This window comes from Pseudaestuariivita rosea, assembly GCF_017592335.1.
Classification (GTDB): domain Bacteria; phylum Pseudomonadota; class Alphaproteobacteria; order Rhodobacterales; family Rhodobacteraceae; genus Parasulfitobacter; species Parasulfitobacter rosea.
The window spans coordinates 142,732-162,010 of record NZ_JACNMP010000003.1 but is presented as its reverse complement, the minus strand read 5'-3'; the positions used below and the strand labels follow the sequence as shown (position 1 = coordinate 162,010).

Sequence of the window (19,279 nt, the reverse complement as noted above, 5' to 3'; positions counted from 1 at the left end):
AAGTTTGGGCATTCTGCCCCCGTCTGATAGCGACTCATGGAGGATGCTTATTAACAATCGGTTAGCTTCCTGCGGTTTATAGAGGATTCATCAAAATCAACCGGGGCATAGAATGGCTGAGGAACAGGAAGATACCGAACCGAAGAAGAAATCTTCGAAATTACCGTTGATTATGGGGCTTGTCTTGGCGCTTGTGGGCGGCGGCGGTGGCTTTTTTGCCGTGCAATCAGGCATGATTCTAGGGGCTGCACCGCAAGAAAAACAGATGGTATCCAAGGAAACGAGTGCGTTACCCAAGGTAGCCTTTGTTCCGATGGATCCACTTTTAATCTCGCTTGGACGCGGCGCTGATAAAACACATCTGCGTTTTCAGGCTCAGCTTGAGGTGCAGGCAGGGCATGAGGAAGATGTTGCAGCCCGTTTGCCCCGCGTGATCGATGTTCTGAACAGCTATCTGCGGGCCGTCGAGCTTTCGGAAATCGAAGATCCAAGCGCGTTGGTTCGCCTGCGCGGTCAAATGTTGCGTCGTGTGCAGATGGTGGTGGGCGAAGACTACGTCAAAGACCTGCTGATCATAGAATTCGTCTTAACCTAAGGAACACTTCAATGAGTCTGATTGCAGATATTCTACTGGTCGCAGGCGCGCTAGCCGCTGCGTTTTATTGCATGATTCTTTCACGTCGGTTGCGTCGGTTTACTGACCTAGAGAAAGGTGTGGGGGGCGCTGTTGCTGTCTTGTCTGCGCAAGTCGATGATATGACAAAGACGCTGCAGCACGCCCAGAAAACTGCGCAATATTCGGCTGGATCACTGACTGAATTGACCGAACGTGCCGAAACTGCTGCCAAACGTTTGGAATTGCTGGTTGCATCGATGCATGATTTGCCCGAGGCGCAAGCGTCATCCGCACCCCCCGCTAAGCCCAAAGATGAACCTGTCTTTATGCGCCATCGTGAACGGGGGGCGCATTAATGGCCAGAAAACAAAAGAAGACCCGCCGTGGTAAAGGGACGTTGTTTCTGATTGCGGGACTATTAGCGGCGTCGGGCATATTTCGGCTGTCGGGTGGGGTTGGTGAAGCGGTCGCACGAGAGTTTGAGTCGTTTTCCGAAGCCGAGGTGATTGCCGAAACCCAAACGTGTTCGGCTGATCTGGAACCTGTTTTGGCTGCCATTCAAGCCCGCGAGTCACGTCTTGAAGAACGCGAAGCGCAACTTGAGAAACGGATGCAGGAACTGGCCCACGCCGAGGTCGCAATCCGCGAAAACTACGATGCCCTTGTAACAGCAGAAGAGGAACTCGCCGCGACCTTGGCGCGGGTCGAGAGTGCCGCGGAAGACGATGTATCACGGCTGACGGCGGTTTATGAGAATATGAAACCCAAGGATGCCGCTGCCCTTTTTGAGGAGATGGCACCAGAATTTGCCGCCGGTTTTCTGGCGCGGATGCGTCCCGACGCTGCGGCCGAGGTCATGGCGGGCTTACAACCGAAGACTGCCTATACAATCAGCGTTCTACTGGCCGGTCGAAATGCTGATTTACCCAAGGAATAGCGTTTACGCTTACCGATTCTTAAGACGCAGCTGAAACATTACGCGTCGTAACAGTTGAGTCGCAGGTGATCGAATGATCGGAATTGTTGGTATCGCCATTGTTTTTATCATGGTTTTTGGTGGCTATATGGCCGCTGGCGGCAAGTTTGGCATCATCATCAAGGCTTTGCCGTTCGAAATGATGATGATCGGGGGCGCGGCTATTGGTGCTTTTGTCATCAGTAATGACATGGGCGGGATCAAACACACGGCCAAGGATGTGGCCAAGGTTTTCAAGGGCCCTAAGTGGAAGCCTGACGATTATCGAGATTTGCTTTGCCTTTTATTTGAACTGGTTCGATTGGCCCGTCAAAATCCAGTCGGGTTAGAAGAGCACATCGAGAATCCTAAAGAGTCAGCGATTTTTTCGAAGTATGAAAAGATTTTGGCAGATCATGAAGCGATTGAGTTGATCTGTGACACGCTTCGTTCCGCGTCAATGAACTACGACGATCCACATCAGGTGGAAGAGGTGCTGGAAAAGCGGATGGAAGCCAATTTCCATCACGCCATGCATTCCAGCCACGCGCTTCAGACGATTGCCGATGGTTTGCCTGCTTTGGGGATTGTGGCCGCTGTTCTGGGTGTTATCAAAACTATGGGGTCTATTGATCAACCCCCTGAAATTCTTGGCAAAATGATCGGTGGCGCTTTGGTCGGTACGTTTCTTGGCGTTTTCCTAGCCTATGGTTTCGTGGGTCCTTTTGCCGGTAAAGTCAAAACACTGACAGAAGAGGATAACCATTTCTATCAGCTGATACGTGAGGTACTGGTCGCCAACCTTCACAAGCATTCGGTCAATATCTGTATTGAGGTGGGGCGCCAGAATACACCAGCGCACATCAGGCCCAGCTTTGCTGATCTGGAAGAAGCATTGAAAAACGTCAAGCAGGCGGCCTGATGTTGCGTCTTTTCTTGATCCTATTCTCGATAATGACCGCATCAGTTGCCCACGCTGAGACAATCTTGGTCCGTTCTGGCGAACATACAGGCTTTTCCAGACTTGTTCTGGATTTTGATGACTTGCCGGACTGGAGTTTTGTTGAGCGCGACGCGACTTATGATCTGGAAATACTTAACCAAGACATTCGTTTCGATACGTCCAGCGTTTTTCGAAAAATCCCACGAAAACGAATAATATCGGTTTCTGATAGCCGTGATGGTGTGCTGTCGTTGAAAGTGAATTGTGACTGCACAGTAGAAGCTTTTGAGCACCGTGGCCGCAGTATCGTTTTGGACGTCATTGACCGAACGTCGGACGGAGCAAAAAGAGTTGTCGTTCGACCGGCGCAGCACCAACCAAAACCGGACATTTTTCCCATAGTGTTTGATGAAACCGCAGACCACAAGGCTTCTCCTGCACCGGATACGATCAAAATCATCGAGACGCTTGAATATGATCGCCAGCGTGTGTCTGATGCTCAGGCCCAATTGCTGCGTCAACTCAGTGAGGTTTTCGCGGATGGGATTTTGCAAACGGATCCACAGTCTACAGAAAAACAAATCGATGAGGCAGTCGTTATTGTCGAGGAAATTCAAAGCGCGGAGCCAAATGTACGTCTCAGCTCTAGCTCGGAAGAAAACGACAGAGTTAATCCGGTTTTGGACGACGACCAGCAATGTCTTTCCAATGACCAAATTAACATCGCATCCTGGGGTCAGTCAGGTCAGTTTACAGCAGGCGTTGCAACGTGGCGGACGAAACTGGTTGAGGAATTCGATCAGACAAATCAACAAGGTTTGAAGGGTCTGATCCGTCATTACCTGTATTTCGGCTTCGGTGCTGAAGCCATTCATCTGATTGAGAATGTGGGGCTGATTTCAGATGATCGCGAAGCTTTGTTGGCGATGGCGTATCTGTTTGAATATGGTGAAAGCCCACAAAATGGCTTCTTTCAGAATATGTATCTTTGCGAAAATGCGTCCGCACTTTGGGCGATTTTAGAGGCGCCTGATAATATAAAAAATGCAAATACGGCTGCTGTGCTTCGCGAATTTAACGCGTTACCAAAACATCTAAGGCAGGTCCTTGGTCCGCGATTATCGGAAAATATGATGTATGGCGGGGATTTGGGCAGTGCGAACCTTGTTTTGATCTCTGCGACGCGCGCGGTAGGTGCTGAAACGTCTGCATTGTCGCTGGCAGAAGCAAAACTGGATCTGAAAGAAGGTCGAATTGAAACAGCTGAGGCTTCTTTACAGGGCTTAACCAGCGAAAATACTATCAGTGCTGTTGATGCGTTTTCTACTTTAATCGAAAGCAAACTGGCACGCGACGAGGTGATTTCAACTGCTGATCGTACGCAATTGGCTGCGTTTGCGTTCGAGCATAAGGATACACCAAAGGAACGTTTCCTAATTTCGCTTAGTGCGCGTGCGGCTGCTGTTTCGGGCGACTATCAAGCCGCCGTTGAAAATCTGAGCCAGATTAAGGATGCGGACATATCTTTTAGATCGCTGATTATGCAGGATTTGATGGACAACAGCAGTCAGACGGATTTCCTCAAGCTGGCGTTCTCACCGCCGAATGAACTGATGCCGAGGCAGTTGAATGATCAAACACGTTTGTTGATTTCGTCAAAACTACAAGATCTGGGTTTCGAGGAACAATCGAAGCTATGGACCGGAAACCCGACTTCCGACAAAGTAGATGGTGTCGTCGCCGCGACCCAAACGCGAGAAGATGAAGTGACACAGATGATCGCGCAAGTATCCGATGATCAGGTATCAAATCGCCAGTCTGAAGCAAATGCGTCGATCGAAGCGAACCAAGCGGCCTCAACCAGTATTCAGTCGGCCCAAAATGACAAGGTACTGCTGAGAAATCGAAACCTGCTTGAGCAGAGCAATCGTGTTCGGCAGTCACTGGATGCAATTTTATCGGGCGACCGTTCGGTGAATTAAGGCCTTAATTACCTTTTCTAAAGATTTGATCGTTTAGTGTCGGCCGACAACAGTGGCAGAAGGCGCTGAACATGAATCACTACGGTCGGACCGGCTTTGACTATGTGCAGGGTTTGAGCTGCTTTGCGGGCCTCTGTCTTATCCGCATGCGTTTACTTTTATTTTCGATGATCTGCATCGGCATAATAGCAGGCAAAACGCATGCAAGATCAGACGAGACCTGTTTGATCGCCGCACATGAGGCATCAAAGGCGACGGGTGTACCTTACACGGTTCTTGCTGCGATTTCATTGACTGAAACCGGTCATCAGAAAAATAGACGGTTAGAGACCTGGCCTTGGACCATAAATGTTGGCGGCAAAGGCGTCTGGTTCGATAGCAAGAAAGACGCCATTTCAAATGCCTTAAGGTATTATCAGGAAGGTGCAAGAAGTTTTGATATCGGTTGTTTCCAGATCAACTACAAATGGCACGGACACGCATTTTCATCAGTTGAGGAAATGTTCGACCCGCGGAAAAATGCAACATATGCAGCGGGTTTCCTAAAAGATCTTTATGAGGAATTCGGAGACTGGAGCAAGGCGGCTGGTGCCTATCATTCAAGAACGCCGCGCTTTGCCGAAATCTACCGCAAGCGCTTTGATGTCTATCACGCCAGAGTTTTGTCAAATGCAGTTGCGGCGCCGACACAGAAACATGATCTGGCGGATACAGATGGACCTAAGCCACTGATAAATTTGCCACGTCAATCGTTTGCGTTGGGATCTTTGGTACCGACATCGCCCTCTTCCACGGCCACCGCGCCGTTTATTCAGTGACAACGACTGTAACCTTATGCCGAAATTGAGCCTGACAACAATATTTCAACCAACCATTCTGCTGGCGCTGGCGTTGATGGCAGTCATTGTCATGATGATTTTGCCAGTCCCGGCCTGGGTGCTGGATATCGGCTTGGCGGCGTCCTTTGCCTTGGCCATTCTGATTTTCACGATTACGCTTTTCATCGAACGGCCGCTTGATTTTTCAGCCTTTCCGACGATCCTGCTGGCATCGCTTATGCTGCGATTGTCCCTGAATGTGTCGTCGACCAAACTTATTATTGGACAGGGTCATACTGGAACCGATGCCGCAGGTGATGTCATCGAGGGCTTCGCGATGTTCGTCATGGGCGGTAGTGTGTTGTTGGGGCTGGTCGTTTTCTGCGTTCTGCTCATTGTCAACTTCATCGTAATTACTAAAGGTGCGGCTCGTATGGCCGAGGTTGGCGCGCGTTTCGCGCTGGATGGCATGCCGGGCAAGCAGCTTGCGATCGATAGCGATATGTCGGCAGGTGCGATTGATCATACGCAGGCCAAGCAGCGACGTGAAACCGAACAGGCCGAAACAACATTTTTTGGATCGCTTGATGGTGCGTCCAAATTTGTAAAAGGCGACGCCATTGCGGGGCTGTTGATTACCCTTCTGAACCTTGTCATGGGGCTGATCATTGGCATTGCATTGCATGGCATGCCAATTGGGCTTGCTTTTGAAACCTATGCGATATTAACGGTCGGTGACGGTTTGGTGTCGCAGATCCCGGCAGTCATAATCTCGATCGCATCTGCGTTGCTGCTGGCCCGCGGTGGCGCCAAAGGTGCGGCTGACTTGGCGATGTTCAGCCAACTGGGGAAATATCCACCTGCTCTGGCAACCGTTGGGGCTTTGATGTTTCTGTTTGCATTAGTACCCGGGCTGCCTTTCATACCCTTTGTTGCCGGTGCAATCGCTTTGCTAAGCGCGGCATTCTATGTTTATCGAAAACAGCAGGCCGAGGCGCGCGCAGCCAGGCAAGAGACTGAAAAAGTCGAACCGGTCGAGCAGGAAAAGCCTTTGGGCGATATCCTGGACCTTGATGACATCCATGTCGAATTTTCCTCGGACTTGATTCCGATGGTGCTGGATCCAGGAACGGGTCTGGATGCGCGTATCTCGAATATGCGCACCCATGTGGCGACTGTTTATGGGTTGATCCTGCCTGAGATGCGCCTGACCGATGACGCGTCCCTGCCGCCAAATACCTATGTCATTCGGATACAAGGGGTCGAACAGGCGCGCGATTGCCTGCAACCCGAACGGATATTGGCCCTGACAGCGGCAGATTCTAACATTTTGCCGCCTGGTCAGGATGTGAATGAACCTGTCTATGGCGCACCTGCCAGATGGATATCGCCCGAACACGAAGAAGATGCCGCGTTTGAAGGCCTGACAGTCGTAACCCCGACCGAAGTTCTGGCGACACACCTGCTTGAGGTCATCAAACGCAATTTCCCGCGTCTTTTGTCGCTTCGCGCCTTACGACGTTTGTTGGATGAAATGGTGAATTTGTCAGATCCAATGCGGGCTGATGCAAACCGAAAGATGCTTGACGAGTTGGTGCCAGACAAAGTGCCCGTGGACCTGCTTTTGTCGGTCCTGAGGTTGCTGCTGGAAGAGCGTGTTTCAATAAGGAACCTGCCTTTGATTCTGGAAGCTATATCGGAAGCACGCGGTGCAATGGCGACGCCCGAAGGCATATGTGAACACGTTCGGCAGCGGTTGGGCTTCCAGTTGATCGCAGATCTGAAACGTGACGATGGCTCAATCCCGTTGGTACAATTAGCCCCTGAATGGGAGGAGAAATTTATCAGCTACCAGATTGAGGGGGATCGGGGTCAAACGGATATCGCCTTGCCGCCTGATTTGTTCAACCGCCTTGCGACATCCCTGGCAGAGCGTATTACAAAAGCAGGTGAAAAGGGTGTTTATCCCGCAGTTGTAACATCTATGCGGCGGCGGCGTTTTTTGCGGACCGTCATGATTGCCAAGGGCCTTGCGAACCCCGTTCTTTCATTCGAGGAAATCGGGATCGACGCACAGCCAGCTTTGGTGGGCATGGTTCCTGCATGAATATTGCCGCAGATCAGATCATGGTTTTCGCCCAGACTGCGCTTTGGGGGGGCTTTATCGTTTTTCTGCGCGTCGGTGCCATCATGGCCGTTTTGCCTGCATTTGGTGAACAAACCGTTCCAGCGCGAGTCAAACTGGGTTTGACACTGGCGTTTACCTTGATCGTCGCGCCAGCCGCCCTGTCGGGCATCGATGTTCAGAACGAGCCGTTCACGAAACTGCCCGTCTTCGTCATGACCGAGGTCATCGCAGGCCTGGCGATTGGACTATCCATCCGTCTGTTCGTGATGGCTTTACAGATCGCGGGCACGATCGCCGCCCAGTCGACGTCTCTTTCGCAGATATTTGGTGCCGCCGGAATCGACCCGTTGCCTGCCATGGGACATGTACTGGTCATCGGCGGTCTTGCGCTTGCAGTGATGACGGGTCTGCACATTCGCGCGGCCGAGTTGATCATATTGTCCTATGACATCATGCCAGCAGGACAGTTTCCGGATGCCAGTGTTCTGACGGCCTGGGGCACACAGCGGATTGCCCACGCTTTTGCGCTGGCCTTTGGCTTGGCCGCACCGTTTTTTATCGCATCGCTTATCTATAATTTGGCGCTTGGCGTGATCAATCGGGCCATGCCGCAGCTGATGGTGGCCTTTGTCGGCGCGCCCGCGATTACCGCTGGTGGTCTGATACTATTGATGCTTAGCGCACCCTTTCTGCTGCAAATCTGGGTGCAAAGTCTGAATGCCTATCTGGCCAATCCGCTAGGTGGCTGATGGAAGAAGACGACGACAAGCAATATGAAGCCAGCCAGAAAAAGCTGGATGACGCCCGGAAAAAGGGCGAGGTCCCGCGATCGGTCGATCTGACAACTTCTGCGGCCTATGCTGGGCTTTTGCTGTCTTTCATCGCATTGGGCGCCTGGTCGGTCAATCAGGGGGGAACTGCGCTTTTGCCATTTTTGGCCAGCCCCGATCAGCTGGAATCCATGTTCTTTTCCGGTCACGGCGTCACGATCAGTGCCAGTGGAACCATGACCGCTCTGGTGGCGACGTTGCCTTGGTTTCTAGGGCCTGCGATCTTTGCGCTTGCCGCAGTTATCGCGCAACGCAGTTTTGTGGTCTCGGGCGAAAAACTGGCCCCAAAACTTTCGCGCATTTCACCTTTGTCCAACGCCAAGAATAAATTCGGCCGCAACGGGCTTTTCGAGTTCGCCAAAAGCTTTGCCAAACTGGTCCTGATCTCTCTAATCATGGGTATATTTTTGTGGCTGAAGCTGCCGCAAATCATGCAATCGATGAGCCTTAGCCCAGGTATGGTCAGCACGCTTCTGGCCGAATTGTCGGTTGAGTTCCTGATGTTTGTGCTGCTGGTGTCCGGATCAATCGGCATCATCGATTTCTTTTGGCAACGGCAGGAACACCTGCGCAAGAACCGGATGTCGCACAAGGAATTAAAGGATGAAGCAAAAGAATCCGAAGGTGACCCCCATTTGAAACAGGAACGCAGGCAGCGTGGCTATGACATTGCGATGAACAAAATGCTGGCTGATGTTCCTGATGCAGATGTTGTGATCGTGAACCCCGAACACTATGCGGTGGTTCTGAAGTGGGATCGCGCCAACGGTGGCGCTCCGGTTTGCGTTGCCAAGGGTGTGGATGAAGTTGCTGCCCGCATCCGGGAAGTCGCAAATGAAAACGCTGTTCCAATCCATCGCGATCCGCCCACGGCACGTTCTCTTTACGCGACGGTTGATATTGGGCAAGAGGTACCACCCGATACCTATGAAGTCGTGGCCGCTGCCATTCGTTTTGCCGAAACAATGCGTCTTAAAGCGCGCCAGAAAGGCTGGGGATAGTGCATGATAAACGTCTAAAGGAATTGGCTCAGGTGACAGATCTGGCTTATCAGGCCCAGCTTCAGAAATCGAAACCCCTGCTGCGCCAGCAAGCTGAGATTCAGTCAGCGTTGGCCGAGATCAGGCAGGCCGAAGCCAACCGAGCGATCGAGTTGAAAATGGCGGATCAGCTGGATCCGGCCACGCGCGCCAGGGCGGATGTTTATTGGAGCAAATGGCTTGAGCGGCAAAAGAAAATGCTGATCCAGAAGCAGACAGAGATTGCCCTGAAGCTTGAAGAAGAACGACAGGCCGCGGCCTATGCCTTTGGCCGCAAATCGGTGGCAGAAGAGCTGCTGAAAATCAAACGTCCTGGCGAACGATATCGGTGATCAAAACATCATTTGCGATGTCGCCCAAGGTCCGTTGGGCGGTTTCTCGTAGGGCTGTTCGCAGGCTTTGCATATTGCTGTTGTTGGTAAAAGCACCCGCAAAGCCACCGACGTTCGCATGGTCGAACAAGACCTGTAAAAACGCATCGCGCAGCTTGGGTTCACGTTGAAAAACCGCCGTTTGCTGGCCTTGCTCAATCTCAACGCTCAGCGAAAGCACCACCAGTGAACTGACTGCACCATCCTTGACAACCGGCACAATGAACTGATTGTTGAGTTTCACATAGTCAAACGCACCTTCGGTTTTTGGAGCGTTATCCTTGGCCGCTTCGGAATTCTTTGCAGACTCATCACCTGTTTTGGCTTCAATCTGCTCATCTGCGGGCGGTTTCAGGAAAATTCCTGCGCCAACGCCTGCGCCGGTTCCGATGACAGCTAAAACAACTGGCAAAATGAGTTTCTTCATAACGGCCCCCTTAAAATGGCGCGACTTTTTCCAGTATTTGTTGCCCATAACGCGGTTGCTGCATTTCCGAGATATGCCCGCGGCCCCCATAGGAAATTCTGGCTGACGCGATTTTGTCGTATGTAATTTCATTCAAACGAGAGATATCGGCAGGCCGCACAAATCCACTGACAAGCAATTCGCGCAATTCGAAATTGACGCGAACTTCCTGCCGCCCCTCAATCGCCAGAACGCCATTTGGCAAGACATCAACGATCGTCGCCGCGACCCGCAGTGTCAGCTTTTCCTGACGCCGGACTGACCCGTCACCCTCGGATGAGCTGGATGAATTCACGCTGACCGCATCACCCAGGGATGCGCCCGCAGGCAGACGTGGATCAATGCGCTGTGGAATGCCAAAAAGCTGCGGGATCGCCAGGCTTTCGGAGCCACTACGACTGCGATCAGTTGAATTTGAGATCTCGGCCCGATCGTCGATTTCTATGACCACAGTCATGATGTCACCGCGCTGAACGGCGCGCCGATCGCCCAGCAAAGACTGGCGTTCACCGCTCCAAAGTGATGCGTTGTCGATCCGCCGGGACGGCGTGCGCGACTGCGGCAGACTGGGGGTCAGCATCGCAATACGTTCGGAACTTTCTACGTCTGGTGTGAATTTCGGCTCACGCCCAATTGTATCAACACCGGTGCATGCCGCCGACATCAACAAAACTGCGAAGATGGTTAATTTTTTCATTCTGAAACCCTAGTTTGAAACGCGGACCGAGCCGTTGGACATAACAACACCACTGATTGTGGTGCGTGAACTGATATTCATCACCCGGATCATATCGCCAACACCACCGCGCCCAAGCGCGCGCCCTTCGGCTGAAATTGTCAGACCGCCGCGTTCGAACTGGATCGAGACAACCTGGTTGCGTTCAACCAATGCAGGTGGGCCAATGTCGCCTGGCCGAATGGGGCGCCCGGCATAAAGTACGACCCGTGCCTCTTTCCCGATGACATCGACAGGATTCGACAGACCACCAACGACATCAGCATCAATGACCGAGATATCTTCGGGCGTGATAATCGCCTGCGCCCGCACAGTGCGCGTCGCAACCAGCGTATCTGCCCAAACTGGTGCACAGATCGCAACACAGGCGATTATATATGCAATCCGCTTCATCATCTGATCTGAGTGGTCGCGCCAAGCATCTGGTCAGCCGCAGTCAGGACTTTGGCGTTCAGCTCATAACCACGCTGCGCTTCAATCAGTTCTGTCACCTCGCGCACGGCGTCAACAGAACTGTCCTCAAGATAGCCTTGCCGTAACATTCCCAAACCGTTTTCGCCGGGGGTTGTCACCAATGCAGGGCCAGAGGCGCCGGTTTCGGCGAACAGATTGCTGCCAATCGCCTCAAGGCCTTTTGGGTTTGTGAAACCGGCCAAAGTGAACTGTCCCAGTAGTTCAGGCTCGATCCGGTCGTTAAAATAAGCATAGACCTCGCCCTCGGCATTGATCGAGATGCTGCGCGCGTCCGATGGAATGGTGATATCGGGGACAACCGGATGCCCGTCGGCGGTTACAATCTGACCATCAGCCGACCGGTTCAAGGCGCCATCTCGGGTATAGGCGGCGGTGCCATTTGGCAGCGTCACTTCAAGATAGCCCTGACCTTCGATCGCGATGTCCAGATCGCCGTTTGTCTGTGAAAGCGACCCCTGCGCCAGGTTCATCGCCACGGAGGAGGGGCGCACGCCAAGGCCAAGCTGAATGCCTGTCGGCAGCAAGGTGCCATCCTGCGCGTTGATTGTCCCCGCCCGTGCCATCTGCTGATAATGCAGGTCTGAAAACTGGACCTGTCGGGCGTTGTACCCGGTCGTATTCATGTTCGCGAGGTTGTTCGAAATCACCTCAACCCGCATTTGCTGGGCGCTCATGCCCGTTGCCGCAATATTCAATGCTCTCATTTTATCAACCCTTTACTGCCCAAGTGTCCGCATCACGTTGCGGATGCGTTCGTCTTCTTTATCCATGAACCCCTGACCCATTTCGTAGGCGCGCTGTACTTCGATCATCCGGGCCACTTCGGACACGGCATCGACATTCGATTTTTCCAGAAAGCCCTGAATGATCGACGACCCCTCGACAGGCTCAACGCCATTCTCTGCACGAAACAGGGTGCCGCTTTGTCGTGTCAGGTCATTCAGATCTGCCGGTGCGAACAGCCCGATTTGCGCCAGTAGTCGGCCATTGGCGCCAACCGTCCCGTCCGCTGCAACGCTGACTTGGCCCGCGTCGGGCGGAATGAAAATCGGGGCGCCACCTGCATCCAATACGCGGTGACCATCGGGTGTCACCAGTTCGCCTTCGCCATTTGGGGTAAAGCTGCCCGCCCGCGTCAGGCGTTCACCATCCGGCGTTTCGACCATGAAAAAACCATCACCTTCGATCGCCAGATCAAAGGGGGCGTTTGTCTGGGCCAGCCCGCCTTGAACCGGGCTGGTGCTGCGAACCGTTGCGGTCGCCATGGACAGGGACGGACCGCCATCAATCTGTTTGACATGCTCGGCAAACACGACCCCTTCACGTCTGTAACCGGTTGTCGAGATATTTGCGATATTATGCGCGATGGTCTGCATTTCGCGCATCAGGCCGGATTGACGCGTCAGTGCGCCATAGGATGCATTTTCCATAACTCAGAATCCTCCTGCGATCAGCGGGATCAGCTGATCTTGAAAAAAGCCGACCAGGGTCTGGGTCATGAAGTTCATCGAAATCCAGAATACCCCCAACATTGCCCCAACCTTTGGGACGAATGTCAGCGTCATTTCCTGGATCGATGTCAGCGCCTGGAACAGGCCAACCGTCAGACCTGCGATCAAAGCCACGGCCAGCATCGGCGTTGAAATCGCCACAGCAATCCAGAGGCCCTGCCGAAGGGTGTCATAGAAAATGATATCGTCCATGGATCAGACGGGCATCCGCAGAATTTCCTGATAGGCTTCGACAACCTTGTTGCGTACTGAAACAGCCGTTTCGACGGCCAGTTCAGTTTGCGCCAGGGCCTGAACCAGGGCGTGTGGGTCGGCGCCGCCGGTCATTGCCGCTTGTGACAGGTTTTCGCTGTTTTGTAACGTCTGCATAAAGTCTTTGGCCAGCGTACCGAACGCGCTGCCTGCGCCGCCTTCTTCGGGTTTGGGGGCTGTGGCCGGACGAGTGGCGGTGTACTGTTGGGCGGCAATCGATGATAGCATTTCCATTCTGGAACTCCTTATTATTAACGGCGCAGCAATTCGCGCAATGACGACGACATTTGCCGCGCCTGATCGAACATACGAAGGTTCGCTTCGTAACTGCGTTGCGCTTCGCGCGCGTCAGCGATCTCGACCACCAGATCGACGTTCGATCCATCATAGTGGCCCGTTTCATCGGCCATGGGGTGCGACGGGTCATAAACCCGCTCCAGGGCCATTTGGGATAGTTTCACGTCCCCCAGTTTGACGTCACCGGTCTTTTGACCAGCCTGCCATATATTTTCAAAGGCAGCCGTCTTGCGCCGGTATCCCGGTGTATCGGTGTTTGCGATGTTTTCCGACACCAACCGCAGGCGTGCGGCCTGTGATTTCATACCGCTGACAGACGCGGACATGCTTTGGGAAAGATCACTCATGACATCAAAACCCTTTACTGACGGCCAATGGTGCTGTGCAGAACATTCAGCCCGCTTTTGTAGATCATAATCGCGCGGTCGTGCTGCCGCTTGGTCTCGATGGACCGAAACATCTCATGCTCGATCGAAACAGAGTTGCCATTTGGGGAGAGGTTGCTTTGATCTTCGGCCAATACAGTGCGGTGGCCAGGCAAGGGGCTGTCGCCGTGCAAGTGCCCTGCGCGGGTTGCCTTTTGCTGGGCCATGGGCGCGGTCGCTGCGAACTGTTCCGCAAAGGGCGTGATATCACGCGCACGATAACCGGGCGTGTCAGCATTCGCTATGTTCTGGGCGACGATGTTCTGTCGCGCGCTTGCATGTTGGGCCATCGCATGGGCCATCTGAAAGACTTTCAGATTTTCAAACACCGGGGCTTCTCCCTCGATCAGATTTCAACGAAGGCTTAACGGTGAGTCCCTTAATAAAGGGTTTCAATGACCCGATTTTGGAGCGTCCCGTGGAACGAATTGATTTAAATTGTCTGAAAGCTGAGATCGGGGCTTTAACGCCTGCCCGTAGAATCGGTTATGTTTCAGGGGTTTATGGTGGAGTGGTCGAAATCGAAGGTCTTTCCGATATCGGGCGACTCGGGGATCAGGTCTCACTTAAGACAGCAGACGGCGCGATCTCGGGCGAGGTTCTGCGCATGACTGCAAGTCACCTTTCGATTCTACCTGACCATGATCCGGTGGGGCTTTCTATTGGCGATCAGGCGATTCTGGACGGTCAGGTTGCGCTTGCGCCGCATGATGGTTGGATCGGTCGGGTGATTGATCCTTTTGGCAAGCCGTTGGACGGACGGCCGCTGATGCGTGGACCTGCCGCGCGGACCCTGCGTGCTGCGCCACCCGAACCCACGCGCAGGCGTCCCTTGGGCGACCGGCTGGAAACCGGGTTAGCGGCATTCAATACAATGCTGCCGATTGTCGCCGGTCAGCGAATCGGTCTTTTTGCGGGATCCGGCGTGGGCAAATCCACGCTGTTGTCGCAACTGGCGCGCGGTCTTCAGGCTGATGTTGTTGTCATCGCCCTGATCGGTGAACGGGGGCGCGAGGTGGGCGAATTCATTCATAAGGTCCTTGGGCCCGAGGGTATGAAGCGCAGTGTTGTCATCGCCGCCACCTCTGACCGGTCGCCGCTGGTCCGTCGTCGCTGTGCCTGGGCCGCTATGTCGGTTGCTGAACATTTCCGCGATCAGGGCAATAACGTGCTGCTGCTGGCGGACTCGATCACGCGCTTTGCCGAAGCGCACCGCGAAATCGCCCTGGCCTGCGGTGAAAACGCGTCGCTGCGTGGTTATCCGGCGTCAACATCTCAGGCGATCATGTCCCTTTGCGAACGCGCAGGTCCGGGGGAAGAGGGGCAGGGCGATATCACCGCCGTCCTTAGCGTTCTGGTCGCGGGGTCGGATATGGATGAACCCATTGCCGACATCACGCGCGGTGTGCTGGATGGCCACATTGTGTTGGATCGTGAAATCGCAGAACGCGGCCGCTTCCCCGCGATTGATTTGCTACGATCCGTATCACGAAGCCTGCCCCATGCTGCAACGCCCGAGGAAAACCAGATCATCGAAGAATTTCGCAAGCTGCTTGGGACCTATCAACGGTCCGAAATGATGATCAAAGCCGGTCTTTATGCAGCGGGCTCGGACCCCGAACTTGATCGTGCCATCCGGCTTTGGCCCCAACTTGATGCCTTCCTGGCCGAGCATGAAGACACCGACACGCGCGCCAGTTTCTATCGGCTGGCCCAAATCATGGGGCGCATGGCCCTTTTCCCTCAGTCAGATGATGAGGTGGACGCTTAGTAAGAGGTTTCGCAACGGTAGATCAGGTTACGGAAATACTTTGTTTGGTAGCGGATCACCGGCCAGATATGCGGCTAGGTTTTCAACCGCCATCAAGCCCATCTGTATCCTGACCTCAAGTGCTGCTGTCCCAAGATGGGGCAGCAAGACGACGTTTTCCATCTGGCGCAGGTCGTCTGGCACCTCGGGTTCAAATTCGTAAACGTCCAAACCTGCCCCTGCGATTTGACCGGTTTTTAGGGCCGTGATCAGGGCGGACTGATCTACGATGTCACCACGGGCGACGTTGATCAGATGGCCCGTGGGCTTCATCGCCGCCAACTGCGCTGCGCTGATAAGGTGATGCGTTTCCGGGGTGGCAGGGACCGCGATAACCACGATGTCAGCCTTTTTCAGAACATCATCTATCTCCGCCATTTGCTGACCAATCGCATCAGGTTTCGGCGAGCGGTTGAAAAACACAACCTGCATTCCAAAACCAAGATGCGCGCGCTTTGCGATGGCTTGACCGATCCGACCCATCCCGATGATCCCCAGCACTTTGCCAGACATATGCAGGCCCAGCATCTGGGTCGGGTGCCACCCGCTCCACTCGCCAGCGCGGACCAGTCTTTCGCCTTCGCCAGCGCGACGGCAGCTCATCAACATCAGCGTCAGCGCAATATCCGCTGTGGCGTCGGTGACTGCTCCGGGCGTGTTGGTGACAGCAACACCGGCCTGTTCTGCGGCCGCTACATCAATGTGGTTATAGCCGACACCGAAGTTGGCGAGTATCCGGCAGGTGATATCAGGCGTGCGAAATGTCTCGGCCCCGAAATCATCGCCAAGCGTTGGCAAGATCGCATCATAGGTCTGCAGCGCCTGCGCGGCCTCGGTACAGTCCATCGGGGTTTGGTTTTCCCGAACGGTGACATCAAAGGCATCTGGGATCGCATTCAAAACATCATCGGGCAGATGTCGCGTGACAAGCAGGCGGGTCAATACATCCGTCCCCCGATAGGTACATCCAGATCAGGGCGCAGCAGAACGACTTCGTTTTCGGCATCGGGTACACCCAGAACCAGCACCTCAGACATGAACTTGCCGATCTGACGCGGGGGGAAGTTGACCACGGCGATAGCGCGTTTGCCGATCAATTCGTCGGGCGTGTAATGCGCAGTGATCTGGGCCGAGCTTTTCTTTTCACCAATTTCATCCCCGAAATCGATCCACAGCTTGATGGCGGGCTTGCGCGCCTCGGGGAAAGGTTCGGCGCGGGTGATCTGACCCACGCGAATGTCAACTTTCAGGAAATCGTCAAAACTGATCTCAGCCATTTGCAAGTTCCTTTGACCGATCCACAGCGGCCTTCACCGCACGACCCAAAAGGGGGGGAAAGCCGGTTTCAGCGTCCATCAGTACCTCAAGAGCGGCCTGCGTTGTACCGTTTCGGCTAGTCACATTGATTCGCAACTGTTCGGGTGTTTCATCAGACTGCATCGCCAAAGCACCCGCGCCAGCGACGGTAGCCTTGGCCAGCTGCAAGGACAGATCAGCCGGCAGCCCTTGTGCCACGCCCGCCTTGGCCAGGGTTTCGATCAGGTGAAACACATAAGCCGGACCTGATCCCGAAACACCCGTAACAGCGTCAATCTGACCTTCATCAGACAATTGCACAGTCTGGCCCACGGCTTGCAAAAGGTGCTCTGCCAGGGCTGCATACCCCCTAGCGCTTTGATTTGTGCAATAGGGAGTGATGCCCTGACCGATGGCGGCCGGTGTGTTGGGCATTGCACGAATGATGGGCGTGGCAGCCCCAATTACATCTTCGTAATGGCCAAGGGTCACACCCGCCGCTACCGAGATAAAGAGCGTTTCACCATTGCCGTAGCTTTGCAGACGGGGCAGGGCGTCACCCATCATCTGAGGTTTGACCGCTATCAGAACAACAGCGGGTGCGTCTGGTAATTCTGTATTAAGATGAACGGATTGGGATTGCAGCCATTCGGATGGATAAGGTTCCAAAACCCAAACTGCATTCGCGTTAATGCCCTGGTTCAGCCAACCCGATAACAGCGCCGATCCCATTTTCCCGCAACCCAAAAGGAGCAGCCCGCGGCTATTGATAGTGTCCAGGTCCATACCCACCCCTCCATTTTCAGGGGTGACGTTATGCGCGACCGTAGGCCTCTGCAATGGCGACTTGCATCGCATGCTCGACCGGCTGTTCGCCCCATGTGGCCAGCTGCAGCGCGGGATAGAAGCGTTCCGCCGACAGAACGGCTGTGTTTATGGCCGTATCGATCTGTTCGGGGCTGGCAATCTGACCGCCCGCCAAAATCAGACCATAACGATACACCATCAACTTCTGCGCGGCCCAATACGTAAATGACCCTGCCCAACATGTGTCATTTATACTGTTGAGCGTTTCATAAAGCGCTGCCATCCGGTTTTCCGGCGGCTCCATTTCAAAGGTACAGATCAGCCGCAGCGTTTCGTCATGGGCACACCAGGCCAGTGTGACCGAATATGTCCGCCACTGCCCCTCAACAGCCATTGCGATCTGATCGTCGGCGATCCTGTCAAAATCCCAATCGTAGTGCTCTGCGATATGTTCAACAATATCAATGGGATGAAGGTCTTCTGTTTCCAGATACTGCTCAGAAAGTGCCATGGTGGCCTCTCTTGGTTGGCGCTTGCAGCCGGCAGTGCCCCAAGCGCTAGGTGCCTGCTCTAGGTGCGGTGGTTCATTCCGCCGCCCTTACCAAATATGGTGATACCTGTTCTGCGATCTGTAAAGTGATATTTTGGCTAAAACCGCAATAAGTTGTGGACAGCTTGTTTCCAGCTACAAGAATGGGCGGGTTTAATGCCTGCGGCGCGAGTATTTTCGGAACAATGATGTCAATGAAACAACTGTTTTTGCTAATAATATACTTGCATTGGGCCGCGCGCTGTCTTAACAGGCGCCTCTGATCTGCGCGAGCGGCCAAAGTGGCATGCCGAGTCGCGCTTGAACCGTTGAAAAGATACAGGAGACGGAAATGCCCAAGATGAAGACGAAATCGAGCTGCAAGAAGCGGTTCAAAGTGACGGCCAAGGGCCGCGTGAAAGCTGGTCAGGCGGGCAAACGCCACGGCATGATCAAGCGTTCGAACAAGTTCATCCGCGATGCGCGTGGAACAACCGTACTGTCGGCCCCTGACGAGAAAATCGTCAAGTCGATGATGCCCTATGCGCGCTAAGGAGGATTTCAGATGTCACGTGTAAAAGGTGGAACCACAACCCACGCCCGTCACAAGAAAGTCACCGACGCTGCGAAAGGCTATTACGGCCGTCGCAAGAACACGTTCAAGGTGGCGCGTCAGGCTGTCGATAAAGCCAACCAATATGCAACCCGCGACCGCAAGAACCGCAAGCGCACCTTCCGCGCGCTATGGATTCAGCGTATCAATGCTGCTGTCCGGTCCCATGACGAGGCGCTGACATATTCGCGCTTCATCAACGGTCTGTCGCTGGCCGGGATCGAGGTTGACCGCAAGGTTCTGGCCGATCTGGCTGTGAACGAACCTGATGCCTTTGGCGCAATCGTCGATCAAGCGAAAGCCGCGCTGGCGTAAGCTGTCTGAATTTTGAATGCAAAGCCGCGCGCCACCGGGTTGCGCGGCTTTTCTTTTGCCGGTCT

Annotated in this window: 26 protein-coding genes; 13 read left to right on the top strand and 13 right to left on the bottom strand. The window is 53.9% G+C overall.

Annotated elements, in window-relative coordinates; translation table 11 throughout:
• Positions 1–112 precede the first annotated feature (112 nt).
• The 10 genes from H7848_RS03900 to H7848_RS03855 all read left to right on the top strand — a co-directional run bounded on the left by H7848_RS03900 (position 113) and on the right by H7848_RS03855 (position 9,644).
• Entirely contained in the window at positions 113–595 is a 483-nt protein-coding gene (locus tag H7848_RS03900; protein WP_208348146.1) for a flagellar basal body-associated FliL family protein, read from the top strand.
• Between the two features lie 11 nt (positions 596–606).
• Complete coding sequence (locus H7848_RS03895) at positions 607–972, top strand: hypothetical protein (protein WP_208348144.1); 366 nt, start codon at positions 607–609, stop codon at positions 970–972.
• Positions 972–1,553 (top strand): MotE family protein, encoded by a 582-nt coding sequence (locus tag H7848_RS03890; protein WP_208348142.1) that lies wholly within the window; start codon positions 972–974, stop codon positions 1,551–1,553. The genes H7848_RS03895 and H7848_RS03890 overlap by 1 nt, the downstream gene beginning before the upstream one ends.
• A gap of 73 nt (positions 1,554–1,626) precedes the next feature.
• Entirely contained in the window at positions 1,627–2,493 is an 867-nt protein-coding gene (gene motA, locus H7848_RS03885; RefSeq protein ID WP_208348140.1) for a flagellar motor stator protein MotA, read from the top strand.
• Positions 2,493–4,496, top strand: a complete 2,004-nt coding sequence (locus tag H7848_RS03880; protein ID WP_208348138.1) for a hypothetical protein — start codon at positions 2,493–2,495, stop codon at positions 4,494–4,496. Before motA ends, H7848_RS03880 begins: the two co-directional genes overlap by 1 nt.
• Before the next feature lie 224 nt (positions 4,497–4,720).
• Positions 4,721–5,314 (top strand): transglycosylase SLT domain-containing protein, encoded by a 594-nt coding sequence (locus tag H7848_RS03875; RefSeq protein ID WP_208348135.1) that lies wholly within the window; start codon positions 4,721–4,723, stop codon positions 5,312–5,314.
• Positions 5,315–5,330: 16 nt separating this feature from the next.
• Positions 5,331–7,421 (top strand): flagellar biosynthesis protein FlhA, encoded by a 2,091-nt coding sequence (gene flhA, locus H7848_RS03870; protein WP_208348128.1) that lies wholly within the window; start codon positions 5,331–5,333, stop codon positions 7,419–7,421.
• Positions 7,418–8,191 carry a flagellar biosynthetic protein FliR gene (locus tag H7848_RS03865; protein ID WP_208348127.1) on the top strand — a complete coding sequence of 258 codons (774 nt, stop codon included), beginning with the start codon at positions 7,418–7,420 and terminating at the stop codon, positions 8,189–8,191. The genes flhA and H7848_RS03865 overlap by 4 nt, the downstream gene beginning before the upstream one ends.
• Positions 8,191–9,273: an EscU/YscU/HrcU family type III secretion system export apparatus switch protein gene (locus H7848_RS03860; RefSeq protein ID WP_208348126.1), complete on the top strand. Its 1,083-nt coding sequence runs from the start codon at positions 8,191–8,193 to the stop codon at positions 9,271–9,273. Before H7848_RS03865 ends, H7848_RS03860 begins: the two co-directional genes overlap by 1 nt.
• A complete protein-coding gene (locus H7848_RS03855; RefSeq protein ID WP_208348125.1) occupies positions 9,273–9,644 on the top strand; it encodes a hypothetical protein in 372 nt (123 codons plus the stop codon). The genes H7848_RS03860 and H7848_RS03855 overlap by 1 nt, the downstream gene beginning before the upstream one ends.
• Here the strand turns inward: H7848_RS03855 and H7848_RS03850 are convergent.
• From H7848_RS03850 to H7848_RS03810, 9 genes are read right to left on the bottom strand one after another with little or no spacing between them, the layout of a single operon-like run.
• Positions 9,616–10,110, bottom strand: coding sequence for a flagellar basal body-associated FliL family protein (locus H7848_RS03850; protein WP_208348124.1), 495 nt, complete (start codon positions 10,108–10,110; stop codon positions 9,616–9,618). The two genes, H7848_RS03855 and H7848_RS03850, sit on opposite strands and share 29 nt — an antisense overlap.
• 10 nt (positions 10,111–10,120) lie before the next feature.
• Positions 10,121–10,846, bottom strand: coding sequence for a flagellar basal body L-ring protein FlgH (gene flgH / locus H7848_RS03845; RefSeq protein ID WP_208348123.1), 726 nt, complete (start codon positions 10,844–10,846; stop codon positions 10,121–10,123).
• 9 nt (positions 10,847–10,855) lie between these two features.
• On the bottom strand, positions 10,856–11,278 hold the full coding sequence (flgA, locus tag H7848_RS03840) for a flagellar basal body P-ring formation chaperone FlgA (protein WP_208348122.1): 423 nt from the start codon (positions 11,276–11,278) through the stop codon (positions 10,856–10,858).
• Complete coding sequence (flgG, locus tag H7848_RS03835) at positions 11,278–12,063, bottom strand: flagellar basal-body rod protein FlgG (protein ID WP_208348121.1); 786 nt, start codon at positions 12,061–12,063, stop codon at positions 11,278–11,280. The genes flgA and flgG overlap by 1 nt, the downstream gene beginning before the upstream one ends.
• A gap of 12 nt (positions 12,064–12,075) precedes the next feature.
• Entirely contained in the window at positions 12,076–12,789 is a 714-nt protein-coding gene (locus H7848_RS03830) for a flagellar hook-basal body complex protein (RefSeq protein WP_208348118.1), read from the bottom strand.
• 3 nt (positions 12,790–12,792) lie between these two features.
• The gene (locus H7848_RS03825) at positions 12,793–13,062 is read right to left on the bottom strand and encodes a flagellar biosynthetic protein FliQ (protein ID WP_208348117.1); all 270 of its coding nucleotides are present in this window, start codon (positions 13,060–13,062) and stop codon (positions 12,793–12,795) included.
• A gap of 3 nt (positions 13,063–13,065) precedes the next feature.
• Complete coding sequence (gene fliE, locus H7848_RS03820) at positions 13,066–13,356, bottom strand: flagellar hook-basal body complex protein FliE (RefSeq protein WP_208348114.1); 291 nt, start codon at positions 13,354–13,356, stop codon at positions 13,066–13,068.
• A gap of 17 nt (positions 13,357–13,373) precedes the next feature.
• Complete coding sequence (flgC, locus tag H7848_RS03815) at positions 13,374–13,766, bottom strand: flagellar basal body rod protein FlgC (RefSeq protein ID WP_208348112.1); 393 nt, start codon at positions 13,764–13,766, stop codon at positions 13,374–13,376.
• A 14-nt stretch (positions 13,767–13,780) separates the two neighbouring features.
• Positions 13,781–14,173, bottom strand: coding sequence for a FlgB family protein (locus H7848_RS03810; RefSeq protein WP_208348110.1), 393 nt, complete (start codon positions 14,171–14,173; stop codon positions 13,781–13,783).
• A gap of 89 nt (positions 14,174–14,262) precedes the next feature.
• Between H7848_RS03810 and H7848_RS03805 the strand changes: the two genes are divergently transcribed.
• Positions 14,263–15,615: a FliI/YscN family ATPase gene (locus H7848_RS03805; RefSeq protein WP_419555489.1), complete on the top strand. Its 1,353-nt coding sequence runs from the start codon at positions 14,263–14,265 to the stop codon at positions 15,613–15,615.
• Between the two features lie 27 nt (positions 15,616–15,642).
• Here the strand turns inward: H7848_RS03805 and H7848_RS03800 are convergent, their stop codons facing one another.
• Genes H7848_RS03800 through H7848_RS03785 form a run of 4 tightly spaced genes read right to left on the bottom strand, consistent with a single transcriptional unit; the run spans position 15,643 to position 18,268 of the window.
• Positions 15,643–16,596: a 2-hydroxyacid dehydrogenase gene (locus H7848_RS03800; protein ID WP_208348107.1), complete on the bottom strand. Its 954-nt coding sequence runs from the start codon at positions 16,594–16,596 to the stop codon at positions 15,643–15,645.
• Positions 16,593–16,931, bottom strand: coding sequence for a tRNA-binding protein (locus H7848_RS03795; protein ID WP_208348105.1), 339 nt, complete (start codon positions 16,929–16,931; stop codon positions 16,593–16,595). Before H7848_RS03795 ends, H7848_RS03800 begins: the two co-directional genes overlap by 4 nt.
• Positions 16,924–17,736: a pyrroline-5-carboxylate reductase gene (proC, locus tag H7848_RS03790; RefSeq protein WP_208348103.1), complete on the bottom strand. Its 813-nt coding sequence runs from the start codon at positions 17,734–17,736 to the stop codon at positions 16,924–16,926. Before proC ends, H7848_RS03795 begins: the two co-directional genes overlap by 8 nt.
• 28 nt (positions 17,737–17,764) lie before the next feature.
• Positions 17,765–18,268 carry a type III secretion system chaperone family protein gene (locus tag H7848_RS03785; RefSeq protein ID WP_208348100.1) on the bottom strand — a complete coding sequence of 168 codons (504 nt, stop codon included), beginning with the start codon at positions 18,266–18,268 and terminating at the stop codon, positions 17,765–17,767.
• 370 nt (positions 18,269–18,638) lie between these two features.
• On the opposite strand from H7848_RS03785, the gene rpmI reads away from it, so the two are divergent.
• Both rpmI and rplT read left to right on the top strand, forming a co-directional pair.
• Entirely contained in the window at positions 18,639–18,839 is a 201-nt protein-coding gene (gene rpmI / locus H7848_RS03780; RefSeq protein WP_208348098.1) for a 50S ribosomal protein L35, read from the top strand.
• A 12-nt stretch (positions 18,840–18,851) separates the two neighbouring features.
• Complete coding sequence (rplT, locus tag H7848_RS03775) at positions 18,852–19,214, top strand: 50S ribosomal protein L20 (RefSeq protein WP_208348096.1); 363 nt, start codon at positions 18,852–18,854, stop codon at positions 19,212–19,214.
• Positions 19,215–19,279 lie beyond the last annotated feature (65 nt).